Annotated in this window: 15 protein-coding genes and 2 pseudogenes; 5 read left to right on the forward strand and 12 right to left on the reverse strand. The window is 62.6% G+C overall.

Going from position 1 to position 18,553, the window contains the following annotated elements:
- Positions 1–23 precede the first annotated feature (23 nt).
- The 5 genes from J7E83_RS18740 to J7E83_RS18760 all read right to left on the reverse strand — a co-directional run bounded on the left by J7E83_RS18740 (position 24) and on the right by J7E83_RS18760 (position 9,156).
- Entirely contained in the window at positions 24–3,959 is a 3,936-nt protein-coding gene (locus J7E83_RS18740) for a LamG-like jellyroll fold domain-containing protein (RefSeq protein WP_214965193.1), read from the reverse strand.
- A gap of 121 nt (positions 3,960–4,080) precedes the next feature.
- On the reverse strand, positions 4,081–5,988 hold the full coding sequence (locus J7E83_RS18745; protein WP_214965195.1) for a beta-L-arabinofuranosidase domain-containing protein: 1,908 nt from the start codon (positions 5,986–5,988) through the stop codon (positions 4,081–4,083).
- A gap of 89 nt (positions 5,989–6,077) precedes the next feature.
- Positions 6,078–6,896, reverse strand: coding sequence for a carbohydrate ABC transporter permease (locus tag J7E83_RS18750; RefSeq protein WP_214965197.1), 819 nt, complete (start codon positions 6,894–6,896; stop codon positions 6,078–6,080).
- Positions 6,893–7,861: a carbohydrate ABC transporter permease gene (locus tag J7E83_RS18755; protein ID WP_251044091.1), complete on the reverse strand. Its 969-nt coding sequence runs from the start codon at positions 7,859–7,861 to the stop codon at positions 6,893–6,895. Before J7E83_RS18755 ends, J7E83_RS18750 begins: the two co-directional genes overlap by 4 nt.
- Positions 7,862–7,893: 32 nt before the next feature.
- A complete protein-coding gene (locus J7E83_RS18760) occupies positions 7,894–9,156 on the reverse strand; it encodes an extracellular solute-binding protein (RefSeq protein WP_214965199.1) in 1,263 nt (420 codons plus the stop codon).
- Between the two features lie 227 nt (positions 9,157–9,383).
- Here J7E83_RS18760 and J7E83_RS18765 point away from each other — a divergent pair, with 227 nt between their 5' ends.
- A complete protein-coding gene (locus J7E83_RS18765; protein ID WP_214965201.1) occupies positions 9,384–10,451 on the forward strand; it encodes a LacI family DNA-binding transcriptional regulator in 1,068 nt (355 codons plus the stop codon).
- Position 10,452: 1 nt separating this feature from the next.
- Here the strand turns inward: J7E83_RS18765 and J7E83_RS18770 are convergent, their stop codons facing one another.
- Entirely contained in the window at positions 10,453–11,025 is a 573-nt protein-coding gene (locus J7E83_RS18770) for a TetR/AcrR family transcriptional regulator (protein WP_214965203.1), read from the reverse strand.
- A gap of 134 nt (positions 11,026–11,159) precedes the next feature.
- Here J7E83_RS18770 and J7E83_RS18775 point away from each other — a divergent pair, with 134 nt between their 5' ends.
- The 3 genes and pseudogenes from J7E83_RS18775 (at position 11,160) to J7E83_RS18785 (ending at position 12,927) form a co-directional block, all read left to right on the forward strand.
- Positions 11,160–11,744, forward strand: coding sequence for an alcohol dehydrogenase catalytic domain-containing protein (locus J7E83_RS18775; protein ID WP_214965204.1), 585 nt, complete (start codon positions 11,160–11,162; stop codon positions 11,742–11,744).
- Complete coding sequence (locus tag J7E83_RS18780; protein WP_311379799.1) at positions 11,735–12,208, forward strand: zinc-binding dehydrogenase; 474 nt, start codon at positions 11,735–11,737, stop codon at positions 12,206–12,208. Before J7E83_RS18775 ends, J7E83_RS18780 begins: the two co-directional genes overlap by 10 nt.
- A 19-nt stretch (positions 12,209–12,227) precedes the next feature.
- Positions 12,228–12,927 (forward strand): annotated as a pseudogene (locus J7E83_RS18785) (alpha/beta fold hydrolase).
- Between the two features lie 149 nt (positions 12,928–13,076).
- On the opposite strand, the gene J7E83_RS18790 reads toward J7E83_RS18785, so the two are convergent.
- From J7E83_RS18790 to J7E83_RS18810, 5 genes and pseudogenes are all read right to left on the reverse strand, one after another.
- On the reverse strand, positions 13,077–13,478 hold the full coding sequence (locus J7E83_RS18790; protein WP_214965207.1) for a VOC family protein: 402 nt from the start codon (positions 13,476–13,478) through the stop codon (positions 13,077–13,079).
- A gap of 10 nt (positions 13,479–13,488) precedes the next feature.
- Entirely contained in the window at positions 13,489–13,926 is a 438-nt protein-coding gene (locus J7E83_RS18795) for a helix-turn-helix transcriptional regulator (RefSeq protein ID WP_214965209.1), read from the reverse strand.
- Between the two features lie 182 nt (positions 13,927–14,108).
- The gene (locus J7E83_RS18800; protein ID WP_214965211.1) at positions 14,109–14,942 is read right to left on the reverse strand and encodes an alpha/beta hydrolase family protein; all 834 of its coding nucleotides are present in this window, start codon (positions 14,940–14,942) and stop codon (positions 14,109–14,111) included.
- 45 nt (positions 14,943–14,987) lie between these two features.
- Positions 14,988–15,758 (reverse strand): type I methionyl aminopeptidase, encoded by a 771-nt coding sequence (gene map, locus J7E83_RS18805; RefSeq protein ID WP_214965213.1) that lies wholly within the window; start codon positions 15,756–15,758, stop codon positions 14,988–14,990.
- A gap of 219 nt (positions 15,759–15,977) precedes the next feature.
- A pseudogene (locus J7E83_RS18810) lies at positions 15,978–16,061 on the reverse strand (recombinase family protein); the annotation flags it as partial.
- A 402-nt stretch (positions 16,062–16,463) separates the two neighbouring features.
- On the opposite strand from J7E83_RS18810, the gene J7E83_RS18815 reads away from it, so the two are divergent.
- Complete coding sequence (locus J7E83_RS18815) at positions 16,464–17,138, forward strand: ScbR family autoregulator-binding transcription factor (protein WP_214965215.1); 675 nt, start codon at positions 16,464–16,466, stop codon at positions 17,136–17,138.
- A gap of 441 nt (positions 17,139–17,579) precedes the next feature.
- Here J7E83_RS18815 and J7E83_RS18820 read toward each other — a convergent pair whose 3' ends face one another.
- Complete coding sequence (locus J7E83_RS18820; protein WP_214965217.1) at positions 17,580–18,332, reverse strand: ASCH domain-containing protein; 753 nt, start codon at positions 18,330–18,332, stop codon at positions 17,580–17,582.
- Positions 18,333–18,553: the final 221 nt, after the last annotated feature.

The following is an 18,553-nucleotide window of genomic DNA, read 5'->3' on the forward strand; positions in this document are numbered from 1 at the left end:
CTTTCGAGGCAGTTCCTAGAGGGTTACTTGGTCTTCCTGACGGTGAGGCCGTCCCAGCCGAGCAGATTCCCTTCGGAGCTGAAGACGATCATTTGTCTGTTCCCGGACTTGGTGGAATCCGGAGCTTTCGCTGTCGCGGTTCCGGCTGCGTCAGTTTTGTGCCAGCCAAGTCCCATCGAGTCAAGGTAGACGTAGACCCACTGGCTGGCCGGAAGGTTACTCAGGGAAATATCGGAGGCTCCAACAGGGGCGGTCAGCCCGTCCAGTCCGAAGTTCTTTTCGGTGTCGCCCTTGAGCTTCTTCCCAGGGTAGGCCGGCGTCACCGTCGGCTCGTGATCCACCGGGGGATCCACCTTGTATGGCGTCACGCTGATCCGGTCGATGTTGGGCGCGTAGCTGGACCTGAGGAGGATCCCCGGCCAGGTGTCTGAGATGTACGTCTTACCGTCGAAGTCGGGCAGTTCTTCCGAGGAGAAGGCGACGGAGTTCGTTCCTGCCTTGAGCTCGACGGGGATGCTCATCTCCCAGAAGTTGTTCTTGTGGAACGTGTGCGGGAAGAGGACACGCCGGGACGCGCCACCGTTGACGGAGATGTCGGCCGGGCGCGCCAACGGGTCGGGGTTGTAGTGGGAAGCGGGTGATTGCTCCTCGTTGGAATAGCGGACGGTGAGCGCATACGTTCCGGCCTTATCGACTGTGATGTCGTTGAACGTCAGGCTGTTGTTGTTGCCGGGCTCCCCTCCGATTCCTGTCACGGCCTTACCCCCGTCGGCCAGGGAAAGGTCGGTGACCGCGGCCGAACCGCTGACTGTGGCCTGTTCTGCCTGGTAGACGGTGGAAACGAGGGCGCCGCCGCTGTCCTGCGAGCGGATCCGATCCACCTTGAGGGTGCCGGAGGTACCCGTGACAGTTACCTTGTTGATTCCGCCGGTGAGGAAGACGGGAAGGCTTTTGGACTCTCCTACGTCGGTAATGGCCTGGCCGTTTATGGACAGCGCCGCGGTGCCGCCTCCGACGGTGTCAATGCCAAGGGTGGATTCGCCGTCCTTCTGTGAGTAGACCCAGAAGGTTGCCGACTGGCCCGGTGCAAGTGCCGCGACGCCTGATGCCGTGGTGTTGCTGGCCGAGTAATCGAGGGTTGCACCGTGGAGGGTTGCGTACTCCGCTTCGTACAGCCGCTGCCCGGCGTCGGGGTTGGCCAGCGACAGGTCGATCTTGTCGACGATGGCGTCGCCCTTCGTTGCCTTTGTCCCGTCCAGGCTTCTGGCCGAGAGGGAGATTACATGGTCACCGGCCGTCAGGTCCACTGCCGTATCGGTGTGGTCCCACACCACCCATTTGTAGCCAAGGGTCAGGAAGATTTCCTGTTCGGCTTTCCCGTCAACGGTGACGAAGACGTTGGTCGGCCCCTGGTCCTGGATGAGGTTGAAAGTGTTCAGGGAGTTGGCGAACACGCTCAGGTCGTAGCTGCCGTCCTGGGGAACGGAGACGTTGAAGTCCAGCTTGACGTCCGATCCGGAGCGCAGCCCGCCCACGTTGTAGCCGGCCGATGTGTAGAACTTGCCGACGTCGGCGGGGCTGCCTTCGGGGCCATTGCGGCTCCAGCCAGTGCCGGTGTGTGCGGCGTCTTCGGCCTCGTACGTGGCCTGGAACAGCTTGGGAGCCTGGGCGGCCACGGACGTGTGGGTCCCCGGAGTCAGGATGATTTCGTAGGCCGAGGATTCCTTGACGGCGGGGAGTCCGGCGCCGAAGTCGAAGAAGACCGAGCCGTCCACGACGGGCAGCTCGACGTCCTTGATGACCTCGGGTCCCTGTGAGTCGCCGAGCTGGCCGGTCCACTGGATCTCGCGGACGCTGGCATGGACGGTTCCTCCGAAGAGAGCACCATCAACGTGATCGAACCTCACGTGGGCAGCACCCGTGGAGCCCCCAAAGATGGCGCGGGCCTGTTTCTTCGATTCATCAAGGGTGGCTACACCCTGCAGGGTGTAACTCTTGTCCGGCGACGGCGGGGACACCTTGACGGTGTGGCCTGACATCTGGGCGTATGAGTTCAGGAGCCACCATTGTCCGTTGCCGCGGTTGGCCTGGACTGCCGAGTCGCTGAGGTTCCCGTCAATGTTCCAGTAGGCGATGTCGGCATCGACCTTGGACTCCTCGATGGCCGAAACCCACTGGATCATCTGGCCTGGAACGGAGGTGTGGTAGTTGTGGGCGTACTCGTTGATGTTAATGGGAAGGTTCTTGCCGGCGTGCGCGGTGCCGGCGAAAAGTTCGTCTTCCCATCCGCGGTAGGTTTTGACGCTGCTGCGGATCTTGGCCGGATCGCTGAGCTCGTGCCAGGTCATGACGTCCGGAACGGTTCCGGCATCCACTGTGTGCTTAAGGTAGCCCTTGACCTGGGAGAAAAGGAGGCTGGTGTTGGGTCCTGCGATGCGGGCCGCGGGCATTTTGCCCTTGATGAGCGCATACACTTCGTCCCACGCCTTGAAGTAGTCGGCAGGGTTATTCAGCCAGCTGATGCGGTTATAGCTCCAGTCACCGGTGCCGAACATGTTGCCTTCGGGCTCGTTAAAGGGCACGAAGACGATATTGTCCTGGTATTGCGGCTCGAGAGTGAGGACCTGGTCCACCTGGGTGGCTATTTTCTCCTTGAAAAGTGCCATCTTTTCGGCCGGCGTGCTGCCCGGCCACTCATACGGGAAACCGCGATGGATGTCCGTCATGTAGATGTAGACGTCGCCGTCGGAGCTGTTGGCCAGGGGCTTGACGACTTCGAGGGCGTCCGCGCCGGGGTGCTGCGGACCGTCCTGGGCCTTCGTGGATACCGTCCGAAGGCTAATTCCGTCGATGAGGTTGTTCGATGGAAGCCCCTCACCGTAAAGGCCGTAAAGGGTTCCCGAGGCACCTCCATGGAAAGCCCCGGTGTCTGTGGAGAGGTCAATCGAGAGTTCGCCCTCGCGCACGACGGTGACTGCAGCTGATACTGCCCGCCCGGCTGCCATACCTTTTACTGTAAAGCTGCCCCTTTGCGCGTACAACGCAGGGTCAACCGGGTCCCACAGGATGCTTACCTGCCGGTCGAAGCCGTCACTGAAGGAAGAGTCGACGGCGGCCGGCAACTGGGGTGCGACGCCCTCAGCCGTGCGGACCTCGAACGCGCTCTGCGTTAGCCCCGTTGACGTAGGAGTGTCTCCCGCGGCAAGGTCCCCTACCTGCTCTGCCGTCAGGGCAGTGCCGTAAACCCGGAAGTCGTCGATGTCGCCCTGGAACAGGGGATCCGGATAGGTAGATTTTCCGATGTACCCGGCCCTCGTGGACGTCGCGCTGAGAAGCTCGCTGGCGCTCATCGAGGTCGGTGCGGAGCCGACGGCGGCACCGTCGAGGTACGTGGTCAGCCGGTCCTGGGCGGTATCCAGTGTGACGGTGATGGTTTTCCATAACCCGCCCGGGAGGGGCTGGGAGGCGGTGACTTTGGACTCTGCCCCGGCTCCTGCGGACGTGATGGCGCTGCGCAGCACTCCGTCGCCGTTTCGGGGTGTGGTGAGCAGGTATTTGGTGGTGTCCGTTCCGAGCCCAATCAGCCACTGCCACGCCGACGTTGATTCACTCCACCTCACCCTGGTTGAGACGGTGAGGTCATTGGCCCCTTCGAGGATGGACTTGGGAAGTTCGACGTAGGCTCCGCTGGAAGAGGCAGAACCGCCCGGCAGGGCCAATGCTCCCGAACCGGCGTCCGCACCGGGAACAATTGCCGCGGTGGAAGGATTGATGACTTTGCCATTGCGGTTGTTGCCCGACTTGTCGGCGACCATGCCGGCGTCGATCGAGTCAAAATCATACTGGACCAGCAGGCTCTCAGCAGGACTGGTTGCGGCAAAAGCTGCCGGTTGGACAAACGCTGCGCCGGCCAGGGTAACGGCAACTGCGCCGCATGTAGCCTTGACCGAAACGGCCAATAGCTGTCGTCCTGGGGTGCGTCGTGGACTTCTCTGTGGCACGACCTGCTCGCTTTCATTGAGGATGAGTGGGGATTCGAGTGATGTGGTTCCTGTGGAGCCGCTTTCGATGAAACTGTCCTTATGAAGACGGCGTCTTCACCGGGATCCAGACCCTCATGGTGGAGGGGCCGCGGTTTCCCCAGGAATAGTAGGGAACAAGGTTGACGGTCCAGTGCTCCTTTCGCCGCGCGTCAGTCACCTCGGAGTAGGGCCAGGCGGGGTGCCCTGCGTGGGCAGGTTCAACAACGATGCGCGTGCTGTCGAAGGCCTCGGAAATGGGCGCCTCCGGATCGAAAGAAACATCATTCACGGTTCCCGAGGGGAGGTCCACCGATTCCAGGCAGAGCACCAGCGGTCCGCGCTCGACGGCGACGGTCCCGCGGACTGCATCGATGTGGGGATGGGGCCGGATGACGCGGGGACGCATCGGAAGGCTGAGGGTGAGCGTGTCCCCCGGCTGAAAGATTCGGCGAACCTCCTGGTGGGGGTCGTGTTCTTCGCCATTGACGTGGAGGGTCGCCCCCTCTTTGGCCCAGGCAGGCACCCGCAGGGAGATGCCGGCGGAAACTACCGGAGCGTCCGCAACCACCACGTCGATGCGGCCTTCATCCGGATAGGAGGTGCGCATGGTGACGGACAGATGCCCGGCTGACTGCAGCTGTGTCCGGATGTCGGCGTCGCCGTACTGGTGGATTTGGAGGGCGTCGTCGGTGGCCGTCGCAAAGTACAGGTGGACGCTGGCCAGCGTCCGCGCCACGTTCGTCGGGCAGCACGAGACCTCAAACCAGGGTGCGCGGAGGGTCGCGAGGGCCCTGGCGTTGATTTCATCGCTATTTGGCTCGTTGCCTTCCACGCGTTGGTGCAGCGTGTTGGTGTAAAAGAAGCCTCGTCCGTCCTGCCGGGGGGAAGCCAGGATGTTGTTCAGCAGTGTGCGTTCCATAAGGTCCGCATATTTGGGGTCCCCGGTGCGCAGCAGGAGCCGCCAGCTCAGCATGACCGAGGCGATCCCGGCGCAGGTTTCGGAGTACGCCCGGTCCGGGGGCAGTTCATAGTCCGAGCCGAAAGCTTCGTCCTGATGGTGGGAACCCATTCCTCCGGTGATATAGGTCCTGCGGGCTACGGTGTTTTCCCACTGCAGTTCCACCGCGCGGGCAAGTTCTTCGTCGCCCTGATCCGTCGCCACGTCGAGGGCTCCCGACGCAAGGTACAGGGCCCGGACGGCGTGCCCGCGCAGGACATGGGCCTGACGAACGGGTACCTCGTCCTGGAAATACTCCTGGCCCCACTCGATGGGTTTGAGGGTTCCGGTACCCCGCCGTTCAACGAAGAGACGGGCGAGCTCAAGGTAGCGCGGCTCTCCGGTGGCGCGTCCGAATTCTGCCAGCGCGACCTCTATTTCCGGGTGGCCGCAGACGGCGTTCCGGCCGTCCGGGCCGAACTCCTGCCAGAGGTGGTCGGCCAGGCGCCGCCCGGCGCCCACCAGGCCGTCGTCGTGTCCGGACCTGAGCCGGGCCACGGCGGCCTGGAGGAGATGTCCGAAGCAGTAGAGCTCATGACCCCATTCCAGATCGGAGTAGCGGGCGCGCTGGCCTGGCCGGCCGAAGCTCGTGTGCACGTAACCGTCCGGCTCCTGGGCGGCGACTACCCGGGCAACCAGGCTGCGGTAGCGTCCGTCCAGGCTCTCATCATGCTGCCGGCCCAGTTCCCAAGCCATCGCCTCAAGGAGCTTGTAGACCTCCGAGTCCACGAATTCGATGCCCGCATGTGCGCCGCTGACTGTGCCGTCAGCTGCCCTGTCAAAGTTGGACGTCCAGCCGATCCGCTCCATCCACTGCTCGCAATGCGACAGGACGACCCGGGCATTGAGTTCCTGCCGGTCCCCCCAGAAGCCGCCGTTGACAGTGATCTCGTGAGGGCCGAGAGGACGAAGGGCCGACACGGCCGGGTGGACAGGACCTCCGGTGAGGTCGAGTTTGGTCGTTGACACGAGTTGTCTCCGCTTCAGTGCTTGAGTTGAAAATAGTCATGGTTGAGCTGGGATAGCGTGCCAGTTGAGGTCACGGACAGCGGATGTTCTTAGTCTTTGACGGCGCCGGCCGTTACCCCGGCCGCAACATAGCGTTGGGCCACGACCAGGAGGATGGCAGCCGGAATTGATGCGATGACAGCTGTGGCCATGATGGCGTTCCATTGCGTGGTGTTGTTGCCGATGAACTTGTAGATGCCGAGGGTGATGGGAATGAGATCGCCGCTCCGGTTCAGGGTGGACGCGAAGATGAAGTCCGACCAGGCCCAGAGGAACGCGAAAAGCGAAACGGTCAGCAGCGAGTTCCGGCTGAGCGGAAGGATGATCGAGACAAACGTCCGCCAGACGCCGGAGCCGTCAAGTTTCGCAGCCTGCAGGAGTTCCGTGGGGACCCCGGACATGAAAGCCTGGAGCAGGAGAACGGCAAAGGGTATGGCGATCGTTGAATCCGCCAGGATCAGTCCCCACAACGAATTCAGCAGTCCCAGCTTCAGGTAAATGGCGTAGAACCCCATGGCCATGACGACGGCTGGAATCATTTGGGCCACGAGCAGGATGAAACTTAGCCCTTGCCGCCCCTTCAGATTCAGGGTCGCCATGGCGTAGCTGGCCGGTGCCGCGACGACGAGAGTCAGCAGAACTGTTCCCACGCCCACCAGAAGGCTGGTGCCCAACTGGGGAAGCTGTTGTGAAAAAGCTGCGACATAACCTTCCAGGGTTGGATCAAGGGGAAGCAGGCTCGGCGGGGAGCGCCGCAGGTTGCTGGTTTTTGTCAGTGAAACGTTAACGATCCAATAGACGGGGAAGAGCATGATCGCGGTCAGGGCGAGCGCAATGAGGGTCTTCCACAGTGATCTTGTTCCGGTCATTGTTTCTCGAGCTTCCTTTGCATCTGGAGGTAGATCAGCCCGAAGGCCAGCGCCACGACGATGAGCAGGTTTCCGACGGCGGCGGCGGGGCTGAAATCGGGATTCCCAGCGCCGAATGCTTCCCGGTACGACCAGGTGGCGAACGTTGTGGACGTATCTCCCGGGCCGCCCGCCGTCATGATCCAGATCAGGTCAACGACCTTGAGCGTGTAGATGAGCCCCAGCAGCAGCGTGATCGCTGAAACGGGCTTAAGCAGCGGGAAGGTAAGCCGCCAGAACTGTTGCCATGCATTGGCGCCGTCCAGGGATGCCGCCTCGTAGTAGTCAGCCGGAATGTTCTGCAAGCCCGAGTACAGGATCACCAGATTGAAGGGAATCCCGAGCCAGATGTTGGCGATGATCACGGAGGTCAGGGCGACGTCCGGGGAGGTCAGCCAGTTCACGGGGTCGAGGCCCACCACCCGAAGCGCGGCGTTGATGATGCCGTTATCGCTGTTGAACATCCAGGCCCACGCTGATGCCGAGACAATCATCGGCAAGAGCCAGGGGATCAGGAACAGCCCGCGCAGCACTGCTGAAAGTTTGAAGTTTGCCCGGAAGAAGACCGCGAGGGCCAGCCCTGCCGCGTACTGGAAGGCGATGGATCCGATGGTGAAAAGTGCGGTGTTTGTTGCCGCCTTCGCAAATGAGGACGAACCAAAGATGTCGGCGTAGTTCTGGAACCCGACGAATTCGGCATTTCCCCGCACGAAGGCCCGCGGAGTGTAGTCGTGCAGACTGAGCTCTATGTTGCGGTACAACGGGAACGCGTAGAAAAGGACAAGATAGATCATCAGGGGTGTGACGAAGGCCCACGCGATCCATTGGGAAGTATCGTTCGGCCGCCGTCGGGGCCGGAGTGGCGGGGCGGCAGGAGCCGCCCGGTCCCCGGCACGCGTTCGTACCGGGGCGGGAGTGGTTGTCATGGCATATCTTCCGTTGAGGGACCGGCCTTAGCTCACTTGGACGTTTTCTCGGATGCCGCCTTCTGAGCTGCCTTGAGGGCATCTGCGGGGGACGCGGCACCGCTGAGCGAGTTCTGGACGGCCGTCCACAGCTGCTCGGAAATGATGGGGTAATTGGTGCCGAGGTTGTCGCTGGTGCGGCCCTTCGCCTTGTTCACCGCGTCAACCCAGACCTTGAGTTCAGGGTGTTGCTTGAGCAGCAGGCCCTGGCCGTCACTCGTGGCGGGAATGTAGTACGCGAAGGTGTTTGCGGTCTCCACCTGGCCTTCATTGGTGCTCATGCACTCGATGATCTTCTTTGACGTGTCGTAGCGGCTTTCGTCCTTTTGGACCGGCATCAGCAGGAACTCGCCGCCGGTTGGTGCCGGTGCCACGCCCCCGCTTTTCGCGGGAATGGGAATATATCCGCTCTTGAACGGGGCTTTTGCCGCAGCGTTTACCTGCCACGTTCCGTTGACGGCGAAGCCGAAGTCACCCGTGAGGAACTCTTCCCACGTGGTGTTCTGGGAGTTGCTGATGACGGAGTTGGGGGCGATGCCGGTCTTGACCCAGTTCGTCCACAGCTCCAGTGCTTCCACCGCGGCTGGGGAGTCAAGATCCTTCAGGTCCGCGCCTGATCCCCAGAAGAAGGGAAGGAACTGGAAGGAACCTTCTTCAGTTCCGATGGCAGAGAACGTGATGGCCTTGCTTCCCGCGTCCTTGACCTTCGTCAGGGCAGTTTGGAAGCTTGCCCAGTCGGTGATACTGGCAGGATCCACTCCGGCCTTAGCAAGGACGTCGGCGTTGTAGTAGAGAGCCAGTGTGTTGGCGCCAAGAGGGATCCCATAGGTCTTGCCGTCCAGCACGCCTGGAGCAAGCAGGTTGGGTTCAATGGCCGAAGTGTCCAGGCCAACGCTTTCCATGTCGATCAGTGCTCCAGTGTCCGCCAGCGTGGACACAGCAGGGTTGTCGAGGAGGATGACGTCCGCGGCGGTACCCTCCTGGGCCGCCAGCAGAGCCTGGTTGGTCAAGGCCTGGGTGTCATACGCCGTGCGTTCGATCTTGACACCGGCCTTGTCCCCGCAGGCGCTGATGCGTTTTGCCCAGTCCGAGCCTTCGGTGTGCTGGGGGTACGGGTCCCAGACCGTGAACGCCTTGGCAGCCGCAGACGACTCCGTACCGGTCCCAGGCGCTCCGCCGGAACAGCCTGTCGCAAGGAGCGCCAGGGAGATGACGCTGACGGCCGCCAACGTGTGGCGCGTGGTGTTTCTAGGCATGATGCTTTCGTCCTTTTCTTCCTTGAAAATCTGACGGCCTGCCGCAGCGATGATGAGGCGCCGGGGAGAACAGTTTCCGAAAAACCGAAAGTGGTTTCAGAAGAAATTAGCAGCGCCTGCTAGCCTGTGTCAACGGTTTCTTGGTCTACTAACGGCGCGTGCTGTTAGTTTCGGAAACATTTTCGGTATCCTTGAGTAACGGAATGCTGGCTTGGGGAGAGGAATCCATGACAAAGGCGGGAAAGAGGCCGGTCCTGACGGATGTTGCCATCGCCGCGGGCGTGTCTGTCGCCACGGCATCTAAGGCGTTGAACGGCCGGAACCATGTCAACAAGAACACGCGGCAGCGCGTTCTTGACGCAGCGGAAAAGCTGAACTTCTCTCCGAATCCGTTCGCCCAGGCCCTCAACTTCCCGGTCACCGGGACTATCGGAGTACTGACGGCCGACCTCTCCAGCCGGTTTGTCCTGCCCATCCTCATGGGCGTTGAGGAGGCCTTCGGGGCGGGATCCACTTCTGTCATCATCAGCGACGCCCGCAAAGACCTCGTGCGGGAAAAGTTCCTGCTGCAGACGCTGATTGCCAAGCGAGTGGACGGCATCATTGTCCTCGGCGACGACGCCAACGCACGCCCTTCCCTCTCCGAACATGTCCCGGTTCCGGTGGTTTATGCCTACACACCCTCCGTCCTGGCGACAGATTGCTCCTTTACACCGGACAACGCCATGGGCGCTGCACTGGCCATCGACCATCTGGTGGCGAGGGGGCGCAGGAAAATAGCGATGATCAATGGAGAACCGCGTTTCGAGGCAGCACAGGAACGGAGTTCGGCAGCTCACGCGGCGTTGCAAAGCCATGGCCTGGGCTTCGTCTCAGGAGAGGTCCTGTATGGCGACTGGAGTGAATCCTGGGGACGGCAGGCGGTCCGTGCGTTGTTGAACGCCCGCCTCGACTTTGACGGGATCTTCTGCGGCAGCGACCAGATCGCCCGCGGCGTCGTGGACGCCCTGCGGGAAGAAGGACGCTCTGTCCCCCACGATGTAGGGGTCGTAGGATTCGATGACTGGGAGCTCTTCAGCACCACATCCCGGCCGCCGCTGACAACCATAGACATGAACCTTGAGCATATGGGCCGGGAAGTCGCCGGTGAGCTCGCGGCGGCCATCGCCGGTGTGACACGCCCTGGCCTCCATAAGCTGCCGGTACGGCTGGTCCCGCGGGAATCGACGGCAGGCCTCGACGGAACCCTGGCGAACCGCGAGGACAGTCGGGGCGGCGCCACGAACGCGTCATAGTTCAGTCCAGCGGACGGTAGGGCCCCAGAACCCGGTGGACAGTCTCACGCAGGGTGCGCCGAAGCTCGTCCGCGTGCAACCGCTTCCACGTGGGGTCCGAGCCGACCGCCATGAGTCCGCCTCCTGCGAGCGCCAGTGCCACTTTAGCGTCCTGTGAAGGCTCGGGCCCGACCAGCAGCCCGTCGAGACGAGCCATCAGGCTCCTGAAATCCGAGTCATCCTCCACCATTTCGGAAACCTCGGCATCCAGGCGCAGCATCGCTGCCACTTCGCCTTGCTCAATCACGACGCCGACAAGCCCGTCGAGTGCCATGTCGAAGCGCCGCACCGCCGACTCCTCCGCTTCCGCGATCGTCACCATTTCGGTGATTCTGGCGATGGCCGGAGCAATGACCGCCCGCACGATTTCGTTCTTGGAACGGAACTGGAAGTACACCGCGGCCTTGGTCACGCCGATACGGTCCGCGATCATCTGCAGCGAGGTCGCATGGACCCCGCGTTCCAGGAAGAGCGTTTCTGCGGCCGCTATTACGCGCGTCCGCGGCGTGCCGCCCCCCTTCGTCTGTACCGTCATGCAATTCCCGTCCGTCTGTGCGAAAAAGCCCCTTCTTGCTCTAGACTAGCCGCATGGCTAGCTAGCCGATCGGCTAGTACCGCGCGCCGATCCTTCAAGGGGGAGGCCCGCCGAATAGGAAAGGCACCAAAAACATGGGCTCATCGGATTTAACGACCCTTCCGGAGAAGATGCGGTCAGTAGTTGTCAGCGGCCCTGGCACCGTAGAGGTGACGCAGGTGGTCCGCCCTGTCCCCGGCCCGGACGACGTCCTGGTCAAGGTCCGCGCCTGCGGCATCTGCGGATCGGACGCCTTCTATATCAGCCGTGGCGGCATTCCTCCCCGCGAAGGAAACACGCCCCTCGGCCATGAGCCGGCAGGTGAGGTCGTGGAGGTGGGCGGGAACGTCACAGGCATTCCCGTCGGTGCCCACGTCGTGATCAACCCCATGGCGGCCCCTAGTGGGATCATCGGCAACGGCGGTGCCGCCGGCGCCCTCGCCGACTACCTGCTAATCGAGAATGCCGAGCTCGGCAAGAGCCTGGCGATCGTGCCGGATCATGTCCCCTTCGCCGTCGCCGCGCTCAACGAACCCATGGCCGTCGCACGTCACGGGGTAAATCGGACCAACCCGCTCCCGGCGACCGTGTGGTGGTCTTCGGTGCGGGACCCATCGGTCTGGGGGCCGCCATCAGCTTCAAGCTCCGCGGCGCTGAGAGCGTGGTGGTCGTGGACATGATCCCCTCCCGCCTTGAAAAGGCGCTGCAGGTCGGCGCCCATGCCGTCATCAATTCAGCCGAGGAGGATCTGGTCGAGCGGCTCGTGGAACTGCACGGGAACGCTCCGCGGCGGCCGGGCGAAAAACGCCCCGGAACGGATATCTACCTGGACGCGGCCGGAGCCCCGTCCGTGATTCAGTCCGTGCTGCGCATCGCAAAACCCGGAGCAACACTCGGTATCGTGGCGGTGCACAAGAAGCCCGTGGAAGTCGATTTCGGCGCAATCCTCAGCACGGAACTGACCATCGTGATGTCCAGCGGCTACCCCACCGAGATCTTCGAGGTGACCGAAGACATCATCGAAAACTGGGAACGCTACGCTCCAATCGTCAGCGACCAATTCGATTTCGACGACGTCGAGCAGGCGCTGACCACGGCCGGAACACCGGGAGCGGCGGACAAGGTTGTGGTGACGTTCGACTGATGCCGGTAGGGTTCCCGTCATGGACATCATCCTTGTACCCGGTTTCTGGCTGGACGCCTCGTCGTGGGCGGAGGTCACTCCACCCCTTGCGGCGGCCGGCCACCGGCCCCATCCGCTGACTCTGCCCGGCCTCGAATCACCTGACGCACCGCGCTCAGGCATCGGTCTGCGGGACCATATCAACGCCGTCGTGGCCGCCGTCGATGACCTCGAAGGCAAGGTGGTCCTGGTGGGCCACTCCGGCGGCGGGGCCATCATCCACGGTGTGGTTGACGCCCGTCCGGACCGGGTGGCGCGGGCGATCTATGTCGACAGCGGACCCCTGGGTGAGGGCGGCGTCATCAATGACGAACTTCCGGCCGACGGCGACGACGTGCCGCTTCCGCCGTGGGACGGCTTCGAGGAGGCTGACCTCGTGGACCTCGACGACGGCCTCCGCGCGGCATTCCGGGCCCGTGCGATCCCACAGCCGAAGGGCGTTGCCTACGACAGGCAGCAGCTTCACGATGAGCGGCGCTACGAGGTCCCCGCTACGGTGATCGCCTGCGAGTTCCCGTCCTCTCTGCTCGAGGAATGGATCGACTCCGGCCATCCGTTCGTTGCGGAGCTGGCGCGCATTCACGACGTGGAGTTTGTGGACCTGCCCACATTGGCCCCAGTTCACCAAACCTGCTGAGCTCGGCCAGGCCATCCTCAGGGCAGTGGACCGCCCGGGCTGACCATGGTTTGCGGCAGAGGCCAGTCGGGCCCGTCCGGAAAAGCGACCAGACGCCATCCACAAAGGCCATGTCATAGACGCGTGCCACCCCGCGTCCATTGGTGGTCCTCCTCGTTAGGGTGCCTGGGGATAAGACCTGACCGAAGGGTGTCAGGACTGGTTGAAGCGGACCATGTTGCCGGAAGGGTCGCGGAAGGCGCAGTCGCGAGGGCCCCAGGGCTGGACGATGGGTTCCTGGAGGACCTCCGCGCCGGAGGCCCGGACGGCCTCGAAGGTGGCGTCCAGATCGTCGGTGCGGAAGACGAGGATGGGCAGGACGCCCTTGGTGAGCAACTGCTGGAGCGCGTCGCCGTCTTCCTGGGAGCGGCCGGCGTGCGGGACGGACAACACGAACTCGAGATTGGGCTGTGCTGCGCTGCCGAGGGTGACCCAGCGCTGCCCGTCCGAGCCGACGTCGTTGCGCACTTCCAGCCCGAGGACGTCACGGTAGAACTTGAGCGACTCGTCGAGGTCGTTGACGGTGATCTGTGCATACTGAAGTGAAATGTTCATGTCTCACACGCTATTGCAGCGGTGGCTGGAATACTTCTTCAATCCTGCTCGGCTTGCGCGGGGGGCGCGTGTGCTGACGGGCAATGCACGATGGCATGGCCTTCACTGCATGGTGTTCCCCAGCCCTGTAGGCGCTCGGCGTCAAGCCAACGATCTCGGTGAAGCGCGAGCTGAACGAGCCCAGCGAGGTACAGCCGACCTCCATGCAGGCATCCGTCACGCTGGCACCGGCCCGCAGCAGCGCCATCGCCCGTTCGATCCGCCGCGTCATGAGGTAGTTGTACGGCGTCTCGCCGTAGGCCGCCTTGAACTGGCGGGAGAAGTGCGCGGCGGACATGAGTGCACCGGCGGCCATGGTGGGCACATCAAGCGGCCGGGCGTATTCGCGATCGATCAGGTCGCGGGCCCGGCGCAGGTGGGCGAGGTTGGCCAACTCCTGCGGTGTCATGCCGCCATTCTAGTTGTTGAGGGGCGGCATGTTGAGAACTGGCCTTCGGGATGAATAATCCCCGACTTTAGTCTGAGATTCCTGGTGAAAGCCTTTGCCCACGAACGTCGCCTTCCAGGCAACTGAACGGGGACAGTCCCCCGCGCTGGGGATGGAGCAGCTCTCTTCCGATAGCCCCGGTATCAAGCCAGGTTCCGGCCCAGGAATGACAGGACATCCGGGAGAATTGAGCTCCAGTAGCCGCTGTCGTGCCCGCCGTCCTGGAACTCTCCCTCGTGTTCGCCCGGGAGGCCCTTCACGTAGTCCTTTACGCTGTACACCAGGTTGTCCCGTGTGCCGCAGTCAATTCTCTTCGGCAGCGACTCAAGCTCCGGCCGCAGGGCAAAGATGTCGTTGGCCGCGAAGTCCTCGGCGTCGTCGAAATTATCTGACCGGCCGGCGTCGTACAGGCTCCAGACTGCGGGACTCATTGCGGCGACGGCGCGGAGACCAGGGACGCGGTGCTGGGCGGCGAGGAGCAGGGCACCGAATCCGCCCATCGACAAGCCGAACACAGCGAGCCGCCCGGTGTTGAGTCCCTGGCCCGCCAACAGGGGGAGGAGTTCTTCCGACAGCATGGACTGGGTGTCTGTGCCTGATGCGCGGCGGTGCCACCAGCTTTCACCTCCGTCCACGGCAGCGATCGCGAAAGGCGTCCCTCCACGGGCCACGTGCTGCGCCAGGACGCGGTCCGCGTGCAGGTCGTCGAAGACCATGCGGTTGTCCGCGCCCACCCCATGCAGGAAGACGGCAACGGGGTGCTGGGAAGAGTCCACGTCGGCGGGTTCGGGCACCGCCACGGACCAGCCTGTGGGTACCTGAGGCCGGAACTGAGACGTGAAACTGCCGGTGCGCATGGCGATTGGCGAGGCCTGGCCGGACGCGGTCCAGTCAGTGCAGGCCGCCAGCGAAGCGGCTGCCACGGCGCCAGTTCCGAGGCCCAGCAGCCGGCGTCGGGAAATTCCAAGCGATCCCATCGCCCGATCATAGGCCCCCTACGGGGATGAGTCGGGACGTTGCTCTTAGGACCGCTGCGTGAGAATGACGGGTCCGGATTCCGTGACAGCAATCGTGTGCTCGGAGTGCGCGGTCCGGCGACCATTGGAACTGCACAACGTCCACCCGTCAGGAGCCGTCACAAGCTTGCTGGTGCCATGCATGACCCAGGGTTCTATTGCCAGAAGCAGTCCCGGACGAAGCACGTACCCGCGACCGGGGGTACCGATGTTCGGTATGTGCGGGTCTTGATGCATGGTGCTTCCCACACCGTGTCCGCCAAATTCGGTGTTGACCTGAAAGCGTGCTGATTCGAGCACTGAGCCGATTGCATGAGAGATATCTCCAATACGCGCTCCGGACTGGGCCGCCTGGATCGCGGCAAGAAGCGCTTTCTCCGTGGTTTCAATCATGTGCCGGTCTTCAGGTGCAGAGGAATCCCCGACAACGAAGCTGATGGCGGAATCTGTGACCCACCCGTTAACGCTCGCTGCGAAATCAAGGGTGAGCAGATCGCCATCCATTAGAACGTAGTCGTGAGGCAGGCCGTGCAAAACGGCTTCGTTGACCGAGGTGCAGATGACCTTTCCAAATGGGCCGCGTCCGAATGAGGGGGCGTAGTCGACATAGCAGGAGCGAGCTCCTGCTACCCGGATCATCGTGGCTGCCCAGTCGTTGATCTCCAGGAGATTCGTGCCGGGTTCGATTCTGTCCCGCAGGTCCGAGAGAGTCTTCGCGACGAATTGACCAGAGATGCGTGCCGCGTCAATTTCTCGGGGCGTGAGTAGCTCAATCAATGTGTCCTCCAAGGTAGTACCAGTATTAACCGTTCGCCAACGCCTATCGGCCGCGCTGATCGGCGAGCTGCGGCTTCACACTGCGAAGTTAGAAAACGAGGCCCCCGTCACCCGCCGTTCAGGAGCACCTCCAGGTTGCTGTTCTGGCGTGCAGCGAGGGCTTGCTGATGCCGGTAGCCTGGCGGCGGCGATGCCGGCGTTGACCCGCTGCATGATCAGCACTCCGGCGGCGACCAGCCCATCCAGTTGCAGCTGGGCGTCCTGGCTGGAAGTGCTGACGCGTATGTAGCCCAGTCGTCTCACCAGGCCATTCTGACTCGAAAGTCCATTATGCGCCCGCCGGCGAGACGTTTTGGTGAGATGCGTTTCCGAGTCATAAGAAGTCCGGCTTTTCCGCCGACTCGACCGGCTCATTTGGGCCATGGAGGGGTGTCTTGGAAAGCTGTTGTTTTCAAGACACCGGCGGTGGAATCCCCGTGGCGGTGACCTGCAGGGTGATGAAGTTCAGCAAACAGGACCGTCTTGTTAGGATCAAATGAGTCATCAGCCTCCAAGGGATCAGTGCGCGGACGGAGTACCCGGACTGTCAGCGTGCCGCACACCTTTATGCCATCACGGAAACACCGGCACGCGGCCGCAGCAGTTCCCATCGCGCGCAGCGGGCGGTTGATAATCCCGATTTTCACGTCCAAGAGTTGAGGTTAGATGGTCCTTCAGAATCGGGCGAAAGCCACCCGTGGGGCCATCATCATCGGTGCCGCTGCAGTCTTTGAGGAGCACGGCTACGGGAGTGCCAGCCTGACCCAGGTAGCTGAAGCGGCCGGGGTGACCAAGGGCGCGCTCTATTTCCACTTTCAGTCCAAGGAAGATCTCGCCCGGGCTGTCATCGAGGAGCAGCATCGGATCGTCCTGGCCGAAAGCGTGAGCATCCTTAACGAGGATGCGCCAGGCCTGACGGCCATGATCATCCTGTGCCGCGCTTTCGGCCTCCAGCTCCTGCACGAGCCAGTTGTCAGAGCAGGCATTCGCTTGACGATCGAAGCGACGGCATTTGGTCCACCCGCACGCGGCCCTTACGAGGACTGGATCGCCGTCATGGTGCAGCTGACCGAGCGGGCCAAGACAGAATTGCAGATCCGGCCCTCCGTCGATGCCGGAGCATTCGCCCGGTACCTTGTTGCCTCCTTCACCGGAGTTCAGATGGTATCCGGCGTGCTGACCGGCCGTGCGGACGTCATGCAACGGATCGAAGAGATGTGGGGGATCCTGCTGCCCGGGATCTTGCATGAGAATTTTCACGAGGACCCCCGTGCCCTTTCCCGACTCATTTCCGCCGCAATCCCCAGCCCGGCTCAGAGTCCTACCTTACCGGGGCCCTGACCGGCTCGCACGGCCAACGAGGCTGGGCCTTTTGGGAGGGGTCGCCTTAGTCGCCATCCTCTGGCTCGCTCCCCCAAATCCAAAACCGGATGACCGTCTTGTTTATGCCATGGTCATCATTTACTCTTGTCACGGATCCATTGGGAGATCCGCTCGATGAGCGGCTGTGTCGGCGCACTATTGGGGGGGCGCCGCACAGACCCCCGGGATTGGACCTGCCCGCTGGCCCGGCCCTATTCCACGAGAGCGCCCGCCACGGCGATCCCTTGATCTCCGGCCGGAACCACCGGGACAGCTCGCCATAATGTCTCTGCCTGGTCCGGGCGTGCATCACTTTCCGTGGCTGCAGGGTTCTCTCGGACTCCGAGTCCGCATACTGTTGCACAGGGTAGGGGCCACTGACGGCCGCCTTCTTTGCAGCGAAGCAACGGTAGAGGATTTCTACGAGTTCATCGAAGCATGATCGAGGCCGGACGGAATTACCTGAAAGTCCACGATGTCCACGAACGCGTCGGGCGGCATAGCCGGGTAGTGCCGTTGAAGACCTTCGAGGTAGCCCTCGGTTGCTTCACCGTTTAATAGGCGAAGTCGTTCGGGAGTCAGGTCACTGAGCCGATACCGCTGGACCTCAAGGATCTCGCCACGCAGCGGTGGACACTCCGCGTCGTCTTCGAAGTAGAAAATCGCGGGGCCAACTGCAATCTGTTCGTCCCAACGGACCGAAGAGGTTTTCCGGCCGCTTACGACCGCATCATAGTAGCGCCGGTTAAAGCTGAACACTCGCTTGGCCTGTGTATCGGGAAAGAAGTAGGTGTCGGAAAGGAGCTTGGCGATGGGGCGCATCCGGGGGCCAGCAACGGTAGGGACCGCAACGAGAATATCGGGGTGCAGATCAAGCAGCACCTGCCGGCATCGGCCACACGGCGAAATAAGACCACGTCCTCCATCCCCGGCGGCTGCCATCGCGACCAAAGGACCAGCTTCAGCGGTTGCGGCAACCCCCAGCGTGACAAGCTCGGCGCAGGGCCCACCGGTGAAATGAAAGACATTCACAGCTGTGTGTATCCGGCCGTTGGTGTCCATGGCGGCGGCCGCCACCGTGTGGTTCGGGTCGTTACCGAGTGATCGAGCCAGCGCCTCTGCTGCCTCGATGACGCGGCGTTCCATGTCCAGGGGTTCCATGAAGACCAGCATCCCATGAGCCGTGCGAGCTGGGGCGCAGTCTTAACGCAATGGATCCATTGGTGTTGCCGGTGTCCTTGTTTCGGACCGCGCCTAGCTTGCTTGCAAGGTACGCCACGCCTTTGGCGCATATAAACGGTCCCGGTAGATGAGGTCTTAGAAAAACTGGTCGAGGAGCCGGTAGAAGGTGACGCGGTTGGTGTCGGTCTGTCCTAGTTGTACTGCCCAGGGAC

The sequence above is a fragment of the Arthrobacter sp. ISL-48 genome, assembly GCF_018613805.1.
Taxonomy (GTDB): Bacteria; Actinomycetota; Actinomycetes; order Actinomycetales; family Micrococcaceae; genus Arthrobacter.